The sequence below is a fragment of the Oceanobacillus longus genome (assembly GCF_042650085.1).
Taxonomy (GTDB): domain Bacteria; phylum Bacillota; class Bacilli; order Bacillales; family Amphibacillaceae; genus Oceanobacillus; species Oceanobacillus longus.
In genome coordinates, this window is the sequence record NZ_JBHSAO010000001.1 from 51,995 (window position 1) to 64,866 (window position 12,872).

At 37.2% G+C, this 12,872-nt stretch carries 11 protein-coding genes and 1 pseudogene; 10 read left to right on the plus strand and 2 right to left on the minus strand.

From position 1 onward, the window contains the following. The first annotated feature begins 625 nt into the window (after positions 1 to 625). A complete protein-coding gene (locus ACFOUV_RS00240; RefSeq protein ID WP_379494757.1) occupies positions 626 to 2,056 on the plus strand; it encodes a carbon starvation CstA family protein in 1,431 nt (476 codons plus the stop codon). An 85-nt stretch (positions 2,057 to 2,141) separates the two neighbouring features. On the opposite strand, the gene ACFOUV_RS00245 is transcribed toward ACFOUV_RS00240, so the two are convergent. Next, the gene (locus ACFOUV_RS00245; protein WP_379494758.1) at positions 2,142 to 2,468 is read right to left on the minus strand and encodes a heme oxygenase; all 327 of its coding nucleotides are present in this window, start codon (positions 2,466 to 2,468) and stop codon (positions 2,142 to 2,144) included. Positions 2,469 to 2,683: 215 nt separating this feature from the next. Here ACFOUV_RS00245 and ACFOUV_RS00250 point away from each other — a divergent pair, with 215 nt between their 5' ends. The 5 genes and pseudogenes from ACFOUV_RS00250 (at position 2,684) to ACFOUV_RS00270 (ending at position 6,779) form a co-directional block, all read left to right on the plus strand. Beyond that, positions 2,684 to 3,139, plus strand: coding sequence for an SRPBCC family protein (locus ACFOUV_RS00250; protein ID WP_379494759.1), 456 nt, complete (start codon positions 2,684 to 2,686; stop codon positions 3,137 to 3,139). Positions 3,140 to 3,208: 69 nt separating this feature from the next. Further along, positions 3,209 to 3,685: a DinB family protein gene (locus tag ACFOUV_RS00255; protein ID WP_379494760.1), complete on the plus strand. Its 477-nt coding sequence runs from the start codon at positions 3,209 to 3,211 to the stop codon at positions 3,683 to 3,685. A gap of 27 nt (positions 3,686 to 3,712) precedes the next feature. Beyond that, positions 3,713 to 4,428, plus strand: a pseudogene (locus tag ACFOUV_RS00260) (AAA family ATPase). Positions 4,429 to 4,595: 167 nt separating this feature from the next. Further along, a complete protein-coding gene (locus tag ACFOUV_RS00265; protein ID WP_379494761.1) occupies positions 4,596 to 5,447 on the plus strand; it encodes an MBL fold metallo-hydrolase in 852 nt (283 codons plus the stop codon). 129 nt (positions 5,448 to 5,576) lie between these two features. Next, positions 5,577 to 6,779 carry a DUF4317 domain-containing protein gene (locus ACFOUV_RS00270; protein ID WP_379494762.1) on the plus strand — a complete coding sequence of 401 codons (1,203 nt, stop codon included), beginning with the start codon at positions 5,577 to 5,579 and terminating at the stop codon, positions 6,777 to 6,779. A gap of 570 nt (positions 6,780 to 7,349) precedes the next feature. Here the strand turns inward: ACFOUV_RS00270 and ACFOUV_RS00275 are convergent. Continuing rightward, on the minus strand, positions 7,350 to 9,512 hold the full coding sequence (locus tag ACFOUV_RS00275) for an FUSC family protein (RefSeq protein WP_379494763.1): 2,163 nt from the start codon (positions 9,510 to 9,512) through the stop codon (positions 7,350 to 7,352). Positions 9,513 to 9,765: 253 nt separating this feature from the next. On the opposite strand from ACFOUV_RS00275, the gene ACFOUV_RS00280 reads away from it, so the two are divergent. The 4 genes from ACFOUV_RS00280 (at position 9,766) to ACFOUV_RS00295 (ending at position 12,736) form a co-directional block, all read left to right on the plus strand. Continuing rightward, on the plus strand, positions 9,766 to 10,752 hold the full coding sequence (locus ACFOUV_RS00280; RefSeq protein WP_379494764.1) for a sodium:calcium antiporter: 987 nt from the start codon (positions 9,766 to 9,768) through the stop codon (positions 10,750 to 10,752). Positions 10,753 to 10,843: 91 nt separating this feature from the next. Then, on the plus strand, positions 10,844 to 11,749 hold the full coding sequence (locus ACFOUV_RS00285; RefSeq protein ID WP_379494765.1) for a cupin domain-containing protein: 906 nt from the start codon (positions 10,844 to 10,846) through the stop codon (positions 11,747 to 11,749). Between the two features lie 257 nt (positions 11,750 to 12,006). Next, on the plus strand, positions 12,007 to 12,186 hold the full coding sequence (locus ACFOUV_RS00290; protein ID WP_379494766.1) for a DUF2187 family protein: 180 nt from the start codon (positions 12,007 to 12,009) through the stop codon (positions 12,184 to 12,186). Positions 12,187 to 12,295: 109 nt separating this feature from the next. Continuing rightward, positions 12,296 to 12,736: a GNAT family N-acetyltransferase gene (locus tag ACFOUV_RS00295; protein WP_379494767.1), complete on the plus strand. Its 441-nt coding sequence runs from the start codon at positions 12,296 to 12,298 to the stop codon at positions 12,734 to 12,736. Positions 12,737 to 12,872: the final 136 nt, after the last annotated feature.

Sequence of the window (12,872 nt, forward strand, 5' to 3'; positions counted from 1 at the left end):
TTCCGTTGTTTCCGTTTTCATCGTCAATGTTATCGATTTCATGAACTTTGTAAAAAACTCCCTTATATACCATAATTAAAGTAACAAGAAAAGGGAGGGATAAAACATGAAAAAGATGATGAAAGAATTACTAAAAGAATCCTTTGATTTGTATGTGGACGCATATGAAAGAATGAGCCGCTAACAACTATAAATCGGAAAGAAGATGAGATACGATGAAGAAAATTTTTGAAAAACTGGATCAGCATATTGAAAAAAATGCAGAATTCTATGGCCAAATCTTTAGAAAAAGATAATACGGTGAAAAAGCGAGGATATAAACATGTCAGTAAGCAAATTTTATAAAAGTGATCCCCAAAACCGATTCCCTGTAGGTAAATGAGAATCGGTTTTTATTATGACTTTTTTTGTATTGTGAGCAAATCCTTAAAAACCTCCATTAAATTCTTCCAACATACAGCTGTCATGCCGGAAAAACCTCGACAAGATTCGACAAAACTCGGGGAGTGACAGGCACCAAATATTTTACTTTCTATTTACCGAAAACTACTTGATATTTATCGGTAATAGATTATAATAATATTGTAAGCGGTTTCGCGTTTTCATACAAAAGGGGATGAATAATATGGTTACGTTTTTTGTATCTATCATTCTATTAATTGTCGGGTACTTTACGTACGGAAAATTTATAGAGAAAATTTTCGCTCCGACAGATAGTAGAGATACACCGGCAATATCGGCAGCAGATGGGGTAGACTTTGTGCCGATGCCAAAACAAAAAAATGCGATGATTCAATTGCTGAATATCGCTGGGACGGGCCCAATCTTTGGTCCAATTATGGGTGCTTTATTTGGTCCAGTAGCTTTTTTATGGATTGTTTTCGGTTCAATCTTTGCAGGGGCAGTGCATGATTATTTAACCGGAATGATATCCATTCGAAACAAAGGGGCACATATACCTGAGCTTGCAGGTAAGTTTCTTGGGAAATTTTCACGAAATATTGTGAACGCTTTCTCTTTATTGCTATTAGTTCTGGTAGGTACTGTATTTGTTACGACTCCAGCTTCACTCATTGATATTTTGCTTGATGGAAAAGTAGCTTTCGGGGTTATTTTAGGATTTATTTTCATATACTTTTTCCTATCCACGATTCTACCAATTGATAAAATTATCGGTCGGATTTATCCGGTGCTCGGGGCAGTACTATTATTCGGAACGATTGCTATCGGAATATCGCTGATTTTCTCGGATTATACGATTCCAGAATTATCGTTAGTAAACTTGCATCCAGACAATTTACCAATTTTCCCAATGTTGTTCTTTACTATTACTTGTGGGGCGCTATCTGGATTTCATGCAACACAGTCGCCAATTATTTCAAGGACAACGCAAAAAGAATCACAAGGACGTTATATTTTCTACGGTATGATGATCGCTGAAGCAATCATTGCTATGATTTGGGCAGCAGCAGCGATGAGTTTATTCGATGGACAAACGTTAAGTGAAATCATTGCGGGTGGTACAGCATCTGCTGCTGTAAATGAAATAGCAATTACGTTACTCGGAGCAGTTGCTGGAACAATTGCTGTGTTGGGTGCGATTGTACTTCCAATCACTTCCGGGGATACCGCATTTCGTGCGGCACGATCTATTGTTGCGGATTATTTAAATATCGGACAGAAAAAAGTAATCAATCGATTGATGATTGCAATACCGCTATTTGTGATTTCATTTGCGCTGACCTTTATCGATTTCAATATTCTATGGAGATACTTTTCATGGGCAAACCAATCCACCGCAGCAATCGCCCTTTGGATTGCAACGATGTATTTATTTATTAAAGGAAAGAACTATTTCGTTTCCTTAGTTCCTGCCATCTTTATGACGTATATGGTATTTGTGTATATTTTGAATGCTAAAATTGGATTCAACTTAGACTTAAATATCTCATTCGTACTTGGGTTGGTGTTAACCGTTGCTCTAACTTTCGGATTCTTTAGAAGAGCGAAAAGAAACAGAGTGGATGAAATAGAAGTAGATATGAAAGCAGCATAGTCAATAATAAAAGCCTTTCTTTTCTTTCAATAGAAGAAAAGAAAGGCTATTTTTATTCGACAAAATTCGGGAAGTGACAGGCACCTTATTCAGGGGAAGCTTCGATCGTGGAGGCGATTTCTGAGATAATCATTTCACTGCCAATAATTGGTGATTCTTTTTCCGGATCTGCCTTGCTTCCTTTGTGTGCTTCCTTAAAATGATCACTGTTTCTCCAAAGCGTGAAGTTTTCCATCGTTTCCCAGTACATATTTACATTCATTTCATCGTATTCCTCAATATTTTGGGTAATCAGCACTTCCACTTTATGAAAACCTTCCATTTTTTGCAGAGGACCTGATTTGGTAAAGGCTGGTGCCATTTTTGCAGCCATTCCTTTTTTTGTCTTGATTCTGTTTGTTACGATAATCATATCGACAGCCTCCTTGATTTTTTCAAAAGTTACGAGATAAGAACTTACAATATCAGTATACCTTTTTATTGACGTTTCTGTCACATAGAGGATAATGACCAATTTGAAAGAAGTCTTCACTTATGAAAAAGAAGGTTATCTCGAAAAAGTATCGAATTAGTACTATACTAAGAAAGTTTATAAAAATAGGAAATCTAAATGATGGAGGTAAGGCAATGAAAGAATGGTCGAAAGATATCGAAATAGATGCACCCATCGAAGTAGTTTGGAGTTATTTGGATGGTTCTTCATTGGATAAGATGAAGCAAATTATGCCTCAAGTGGTGGACCAGAAGCCAGTTAAAATAACGGACGAAGTAGTTGGAAGCGTCTATCGGCAGAAATATAAAGAAGGTAAACGTATCGAAGAATATGATGTAGAAACATTGGAATATAGCAATACAACCGATGAAAAAAGACTTAAAGTCGGCTTTACCCTTGCAAATATGTTTGAGATTACGGCATTATATGAATTAAAAAAAATCACGGACAATAAAACGTATTTTAAATATACAACTACAAATAATCCATTGAAATGGTTTATCAAGCTATTTTTAGTGTTCGCTTCCGATAAGGTGGTCGTACAATTTATAGAACGAGTGAGGAATGTAGCAGAGTCAAAAACACCTTAACGGCTTTATTGAATTCGTTCTATGAAACCGTTAGGATATAATTAGAAAATAATAGTAGGAGTGAGCAATATGTATCGAACAGTAGATGACTTTTTAAGAGATTGGAAGAATTCTTCAAATGGCACCATCCAGGTTTTGGAATCATTGACAGATGATAAATTGGACCAGGCGATTGTTGAGGGACATAGTACACTTGGTTGGCTTGGTTGGCATATTACGACAAGTACTGCATTTTTTGCTGATATGGTAGGACTGGAAGTAACGGTTCCATCAGAAGGTTCTGTACCTCAGGAAGCTGCAGTAATTGTCCAAACGTATAAAGAAGTTTCAGAAAAACTAGTTCAGGAGATCAAGCAGAAACTGACGGATGAAAAAATGTTAGAGGAAGTAGATCAATTTGGTAGACCAACACCTCGTGGGGCAATTCTAAGAGATGTGATTCACCATCAAACACATCATCGAGGTCAAATGACTGTTCTGTTGCGTCAGGCAGACCTGCATGTTCCTGGGGTAATGGGACCGACAAAAGAACAGGGTAATTACTAGACATACAAGAAAACGTAGGTGAACAACATGTTCCTAAAGCGTATTGAACTGCTGCATACACATATTCCATCTTATGAAAACTACCCTTTTTCCATCCCTACCATTAAAAATCTACAACAATTGGAGTTAAAAAATAATATAACTTTTTTTGTTGGTGAAAATGGTTCAGGTAAATCGACGCTTTTAGAAGCAATTGCTGATAAATGTGAGTTTAATACAGCGGGCGGAGGACGGAATAATTACTATGATGTACATGCTTCCGAATCAGCACTCGGAGATTACATTAGGCTATCGTGGCTACCGAAAGTCTCGAATGGTTTCTTTCTTCGGGCAGAATCCTTTTTTAATTTTGCTTCGCATGTTGATACCGTAGGCGCAAATGATTCCTATGGGGACGATCCTTGCATGAACAATCCCATGGAGAATCATTTATATCTCTTTTTGCGAACCGATTTCATCGGAGAGGCATCTATTTACTGGACGAACCGGAGGCTGCATTATCGCCTCAGCGTCAACTTTCGTTTTTGAAAATGTTGCATGATTTGGTCTCATCAGGCGAAAGTCAGTTCATTATCGCAACACATTCTCCAATTCTTTTAGGCTATCCCGATGCAACCATATTAGGTTTTGATCAGGGTAAGATTAAAGAAATAGATTACGAGATGACAGACTCCTATCAAATTACTAAAAGCTTCTTACAAAATCGAGAAAGGTTTTTACATGAGATTTTTGCCGATGAATAATAGGAGGATAAGCTCAGTCCATGGAACTGAGCTTATTTCATTGGTTATCGCCTATGATTATACTTCTATCTTCAGAAATACATCTTTTTTTGTTTGTAAGGTTAGAATACTGTACTATAATCATCATGGACGTTTGTAACTAAAAAAATAGGTGAGTAGGTAATTAAATGCTGAAAAAACTAGCGAATAGCATATATTATATGCCTCATTATTCAGAAACGGATCGCCCCACTTTAGGGTTGATTTGTGGAGAAACATATAGCTTGGTCGTCGATTCAGGGAATTCTCCGGCACATGCAAACGATTTTCTTAACCTGGCCGGAGAGAAGGCCAAATCGCCCATTAAGTTTGTTGTCCTTACACATTGGCATTGGGACCATATTTTTGGTATGAAAACAATGGATTTATTAGCGATAAGTCACGAGGAAACGAAGAAGAAGATAGAGGAACTGAAAAACGTAAAATGGGATGATGCGTCTCTTGATGCCCGTGTAGAAACCGGGGAAGAAATAGAATTCTGCCGCGATATGATCAAACGCGAAATGCCAACGCGTGACTATTTGGAGTTACAGGCACCGGATCTTTCCTTCCAAACGAAGATGGAAATAGACTTGGGTGGCATTACCTGTGTAGTGGAACATGTCGGTGGGGTACATGCTCAGGATTCATCGATTATTTACGTGCCGGAAGAAAAGGTTGTGTTCCTTGGCGATTGCATCTATCAGGATTTTTATAGTGGCGAGTGGAGTTACGACAAGAAAGAACTTGACATCTTACTGGAAAAAATAAAAAAATACGATGTTGATTGGTATGTAAACGGTCATCAGTCACCGAAAACGCGAGAAGAAATGAACGATTTCTTTGATGAATTAACGAGCATTGGCGAAATTGTAGGAGATGAAGTTTCACTTGAAAAAGCAATCGCAACATTTAACGAGGTGCGAAAGAAAAAGCCAAATGAAGAACAACTGGAATACGTTCAAAACTTTGTAAGTGGTAATCAAAAGAAAGAGAAATAGAATTTTTTCTTAACTTTCTAATTAAAAAAAGGATAGGATGAAATCCCACTTTCTATGATAAAATGGAATAATGTATTACAGCTAGTCTTTCATGATGGCTGAAGATAGAGAACTGGGAGAGAAATCATTTTGAATAAAAAAGACATCGCCGATATCAAGAAACAATTTAAAGTAGATAACGATTTGATGAAAATCAAAGATATTTTTACCGTGTATATTATGAAAGAATCAAGCGATATTTATCATCACCAAAGCACGCCATTTGAGTTGCTTGAACAGGAACAGCAAGAATTATTTATGATGAACTTTAAGAAAGTCCTGACAGGGCAATTAGATCAAAAATTATTTGAACTTAAATTTCAGCGTGATGTAGAGAATAGTAGCCAGCTTATTCTTCATCAAGGGATTTTAACGAACGATACGGAAGAATGGAAAGGCCATATGTTGCAAATGGTTGAAAAAATGCTGAAGGATAAGCAATACGAAATGGATATTGTTGTTACCTTTATCAAAGGTGAATATTTGAAACCGACAAAAAGAAGCGGTGGAGAGACAGAAGAAAGTGTACGAGATAAGGTTTATTCCCATTCTTTCATTCTGGGTAGTATAAACAAAACGCAAGATCCGAAAAAGGAATTGTTATTTGATTATGTAGAGAAGGAATTTAAATATAATTTTGTTGTCGATCCAGTTATTAATCTAAAGACCCCAATAGGAGGGTTTTTATTCCCGTGCTTTACGGATCATGTAGCAGATGTGAATCATGTGCTTTATGCTGCCGAGAAACCGTATGAACTAGATTATCATTTTGTTGAAAAGGTTTTAAATGCAGAAGATGCAATGACTGCTGAAGACGATAAAATTGTATTTGAGGAAATAGTGAAAGACGTGGCTGGAGACCAGATCAATACATCAACCCTTTCAAACGTCTATGAAGAAATCCATCGTGTCGTCGTAGAAAATGAAGAAGAAGATGTACCGAAATTAGATTATAGAGATGTAGAACAAGTATTAAAAAGCAGCGGAATAGAAAATGTCGATCCTGAAAAGGTAGAATCTGCTTTTAAAAAGGTAATTGATGATGAAAAATTTGAGTTGAAAGCAACGAGCATCTTACCAAAATACGAATCCAAGTCGATTAAGATCAAAACAAAAGTAGCAAATATTACCGTCAGTCCACAAGATTTACGGTATATGCGGCAAGTTCATATTAATGGAAAGCTTTGTTTAATGATCGAATTGGAAGAAAATACGATGATTGAAGGCTTTGAAATGATTCCAGAGGTGTTATTTCAGAAGGCAAAAGAACAAGACGAAGACGAAGAAGAATAATTATAGAGAAAAGACAGGTTTAATGATAATCCTGTCTTTTCTCTATGGTTATACAATGGTAGAAACCTTTGCACATTGGACATGGATCAGCTAATGAATGCCAGACAAAGCTGAAAAGCCCTGAGAAGGTAACTCATAGAGCTGATGAGTACCCGAACAAGGTGAAATACCTAGTAAAAGGTAACTCATAAAGCCGATGAGTGCCCAAACAAGGCAGGAACCCAAGTAAAAGGTAACTCATAACCCGTGCAGTTGACTATTATCTGCTTCAACTGAATTAGGAGGCTACGTCAATTTAATCCTTGCCTTAGAATAATAAAAAAAAGAGCCTGGGACATAACTAAAGTGTTTAACTCAAAGCCGAACATTTCGCCATAATAGCGAAGGAAATACACGGAGACTCCTGCGGGATGAAAAGCCTAGGTGAGACTACATAGAGCGATAGCTCGGAGTAGGCTCAGCAGCGCCCGCGAAAAGCGTAGTGTATTTCCGTAGCGGTATATATGCACCAACTATGTTCGGATTTTACTTTGGTTAAAACACTTTTGTCCCAGTCTCTTCCAAAAAATGCTATGCTTCTTTTGCTCCTGCTTCCAATCCTAATTCAACGATCGACTGATTAATCCGCCATACATAATACAGATGATGAATTAGGTCTCGTTTGGATTGATGTCTTTGCGGTGAGTGTCGTTCGATTTGTTCCCGTTCAATGGTGAGACGGTACACTTTTACATCGCCTTCGTTTTTACCTTCAAGTAGATTTGTTACTGCTTCGATATTGTGATCCAGTTTTTCTACCATTGTTGTAAAGACATCCACCAATTCTTCCGGGTAATCAAATCCTTTGCGATAACTCGAAGCAACTAATTGTCTTGCATAGTAATTGATTGCTGCAATTACTGTTATCCATCGAATGGTATCTGATTGAGCGGGTGACTCAGAGCGTTGTGTGATGGAAACAGCTTCATCCTTGATGAGCTGAAGCTTCTGATCCAGTTGAAAGGCGCTTTCGGATAGTTCTTTCACATTTACATCTTCCTTAAATCCCTTTACATAGGTTGTGATATAAGGTTTTAGTTCGTTTAAATAGTCATTAATTGATTCAGAAATTTTATCTCTAGTTTTCTTTGGGAAAATAAAGGTTGATACACCAAGTGCGATGGCAGCACCAGCAATCGTATCAATGACGCGTGCTCCAATCAGGGATAATGTAATGCCACCCATTAAGATGTCGTACATAAATGCAATTAACATCGTAATAAAGACATTCATTAATGTGTAGGAAACACTAAGCAAATAAAATGCTAAAAATAGGACGATAAATATCATAATAACTTCAAAGGTGGATTGGCCAGAAAGAAGCTTAGCCATCGTAAAACCAAGCACCGCTCCAATAATTGTTCCAACAGATCGTTGATATCCCTTTGTGTAAATCCGGCCAATGGATTGCGTTCCTAGTAAGACGATAAACGTTGTAAGGAGTACCCAATATGGCTGGGTAGGTGAGATGATTTGACCGACGATAATTGCTATTGTACCTGCTACAAGAGCTTGGTAGGCTTTTTTGGTTGATGGTTTCAAACCCTTCTGATCATCTTTTACAGGATCTTTGTCTTCCTCTATTGCTTCCTCCTCTGTGTCGCTTTCGCTATGGAGCGATTGCTGGATAGTAATTGCTCCTTTTATCACATGATTCGAAATAGACTCGATACGACGGATTAAAAATAGCCATCTCTCAGGTTGCTGTTTCCGATCAAACAGATCTGCGATAAGCAATCTTAGTGCTTGTACAGAGAGTTCGGCTTCTGCTAAGTTTTGTTTTTCATAGTTGGATGCGAGTACTTCTGTATCACGAAGCGACTCAGTTGACCATATTAAGATGCGCCTTAGTTCATCAATCTCCAGTGCATCGGCTTCTTTTAAGCTTTTAATCGAATTAGTCAACGTTTCGATAAGCATACCCGTATCAAACACATAAAGCCGTAATTGAGCAACCGTTAAACCGGGCCATAATTCCTTAACATCTGCTGCGTTGATGTATCCAGAAACAATGATTGCATACTCTCTAAGCTTGAGAACATGCTTCTGCAGCTGTTTTTCTTGCTTCGGGCTTAGTTCCTTTTTCTTCATTCCTTCTATTAATAGATCAAACGTAAGATTACTCTGAATGTGAAACGAATGAATGCTTCTTTTTAAACTTTTCGCAGTACCTTGAAAAAGAATGAAGTTCATAACGTATGCATATGCTACGCCGATTGCAATGGACATGTAAAACCAAGGAATCTGGTTGCTTGATAGGTTTAAAATGGAAGAAATATATACAGTCATAAATCCAATCATGCAAAGAGAAAAATAACGTACACCAAAGCGAGTAAGATAAAAGCTTCCAAAAATAAGAGTAATCATAACCACATCAATAAAATAGGCATTCCCTGCTAGGATAGAACCGAGCGTTATTCCGAGCATAGCAGAAACACCGATGAACAAAGTGGTTACTTTCTTTTTTTTCTTCGAATCGTCCAAAACGTTCATGATACCCATCATCCCCACCATTGCCGAGACAATACCTGGAAAGAGAGGATCATTTCCGCTTGTACTTACAATGAATATCGTAGTAAAGAGAGACAATATTAAACTGATGGTGGCTTTACCAGCTTTAAAAAGACGTATCTGACCAGGGTCAGAAGCTTGTAGTCTACTTAGCCACGGATTTCTTTTATACAACAACTTCATATTGTCACCTATCTTTTCCGTTTTAATGAGACTTTAATTTTACCATGGGCTCCAAGGATATCCAAATGAATCGTATTTCCCCATTTTGTTCACGGTTCAGTCACATAATCTTCCGCTTGGGCAACATACTAAGTTTGATTCGGAAAAAGAAGTGGTAATAAAAATAGGTGTGTGTTCCATGGTATCCTTGGAGTATGTCTGTTTGGACAAGTGATGCTCCTCTGGTATGCTTTTAAAGAAGGAGTGGGAAATATTGATATTTATCTTTTTTATTTTAGCTGCAATTGTAACAGTTTTTACTGCAATGAAGTTATCGCAGTTTGCTGATGTGATTAGCGAAAAGACCGCTATGGGCGGGATGCTTGTCGGGACTTTTCTATTAGCCGGAGCTACGTCACTTCCTGAAATTACAACAAGTTTCTCAGCGGTACTTATAGATAACGTCGATATTGCGATTGGTAATATGCTTGGTTCAAATTTGTTCAATTTATTGATTTTAGCTGGATTTGACTTGTATTTTAGAAGAAAGCATTTGTTTCATCTCGTAAACCGAAATCATATGTATTCAGCTGTCCTTGGGCTATTTTTAATGCTGATGGTAACTTTAGCACTTGTTTTAAAAATTGATTACACCATTATTGGAATTGGTGTTGATGCGTTGTTGATATTGATTATCTACATCGTCGGAATGGTAATCATCAGTCGGATGCCCTCTCCTCCGAAAGAAGAGGAAACGGATAAGCATTCGAAGCCGGTGAGAGAAAAAGAAGTATCATTAAGAAGCGCTATTATTGGTTTCATTATTGCTGCTGTTGTCATCATGGCGGTAGGGAGCGTGCTGTCCATCACAGGTGATCAAATTGCTGTTATAACTGGGCTGGGATCGAGTTTTGTCGGAAGTTTTCTTATTGCAGCAACGACATCATTGCCCGAAGCCGTGTCTGTGTTTACCGCCTTCCGTCTTAAAAACCCGAATATGGCTGTTGGATCCATTCTAGGAAGTAATATGTTCAATATGGTAATTTTAGCTGTATCAGATGCTGTGTATCAAGGAGGATCCATATTAGCAGATGTATCGGGTTCGAATATAATTACTGGTATCGGAGTTTCGATTTTATCTGCAGTACTCATTTGGGGACTGATGAGAAAACCATCTAAATCACTGTGGACATACAGTATTCCTTCGATCATCACTGTTGTCGGTTACTTTGTCGTTTCCTATTTTATTTTCTTGGGCTAGGAGGAAATCGACTATCTGGAGAACTTCGATGTACATTCCCTAAACATCATGCATAGTATAATTTTATAAATGTGTGAAGGGAATGATTACCATGTACGATTCTTCTAATATGTATCCATATCCGTATTACGTAAACGCACCATCATATAATTCAGATGTTAGGTCAAGAAACCACGAAGTACACAGTCAAACTGTAAATGATGCCATACTTTCCGGAATGAAGGGGAAAGCATCAAACGTTGATTTTTACAGTCGGTTAGCAGAGGATGCGCCAGATCTAAACCATAAGCGTGATATTCTTCATGCGCTGGAAGATGAAAAAGTCCATTTGCAACAATTTACCGATCTGTATACATCGCTAACTGGAAGCCAGCCCGTTTACGAAATCGACAAGGTTACATTTACTGATTATCGAGAAGGATTACAAAAGGCTTATGAAGCAGAAATAGAGAATTATGAAGAATATCGAAATAGTTATATACTTACGCAGAATTCACCTGTTAGAGAGGTATTTTTGCGTGCTTGTACGGATGAAGTAGAGCATGCTAAACGATTTAGTTCGCTTGGGGATGACAGCATGGTATTAAGAGATTATGGTTCCCAATCCTTTCTGGTGAATATTGAAGAAGCAACGACTCAAAACAATACATTTCGCACTGCCTTATGGACGGGAAACAATTTGCAGGTTACTGTAATGAGTATCGGAGTGGGTGAAGACATCGGTTTAGAAATCCATCCAACGGTCGATCAATTTTTACGTGTTGAACAAGGGCAAGGATTGGTTCAAATGGGGGACAGAGAGGATCAACTGGATTTTCAAGAAAATGTATATGATGACTTTTCGATTATGGTCCCCGCCGGTAAATGGCATAATTTAACAAATACGGGGGATGTTCCTCTGAAACTTTACACAATCTATGCCCCACCTGAGCATCCATTTGGAACTATTCATGAAACAAAAGCAGATGCAATGCCTGCTGAAGAATACGAAGACTAATAAGTAATTACAGAAAAGAGTTGGTGATTTAAATCATCAGCTTTTTTTATAGAAATAGATTTACATGATCAGTAGATTTGTTGTAAACTAAATTTACAGAATAATCATTTAAGGTTGTTATATTAAAAACTTTGTAACAATTTTTAATGAAAATAACATATACTATTTAAACTTTCTTTACTTTCATAGGGTAAAATAAGTAGTAGTAGTTCAGTTTCTAAACAGAAGACAAGCATTTTGTAAAGGTGGGAAATATATTGAGTTCCGAGAAGAATGCAGAGATTGGCGATCAAATTTATTTCAAGTCTGGAATCATAGGTATTGTTGAAAAAATCTATGAAAATTCAGTGATGGTAATGGTGACTGAAAACCAGACAGACTTAGAGTTTAAAGGAAATAAAACAATTGTAGGACATAGAAATTATGAGGTAATCTGATTGATTTTACTAGAAGGTGCTTTCCTGTAAATAGGAAGAGCACCTTTCTTTATGATAAAAGTGTTATTCTTAAATAGAACCTTTATTACGATTACGGGGAGAATATATTATGAAGACGTTAAAAGTGAAAGAACTTCAATCACAAAGTGAAATACGGGAAGCCTTTCCGATAATAAGACAGTTGCGGACACATCTGGACGAAGATACATATCTTGAACTAGTAATCGATGCACAGAAAAATGATAGCTACAAAATGTTTGCTTTATATGATAATAAAAAGATGGTTGCAGTTACTGGATTTAAACCGATGATAACTCTTTATTATGGAAGATTTGTTTGGGTATGTGACTTAGTAACAGATCATCAGCTACGTTCCAAAGGATATGGTGAAAAGCTACTTACATTTGTTCACAAATGGGCAAGAGAAAAGAAGTATGAAAGTGTCGCATTATCATCAGGATTACAACGTACAGATGCACATCATTTTTATGAAGATCGGATGGATTATGACAAAGTAAGCTATGTATTTAAAACGTCGATCAACGATTGAAGATAAAGGGCGCCTTCCTGTATTAAGGATTAGCGTTCTTTTATTTTTTAGTAGATATGATTGAAGGTTGAGAAGTGATTTTTATTCCGTACTTACAATCTTAAGAATCCAAATTAGCTTTCTAGTTATAATGATG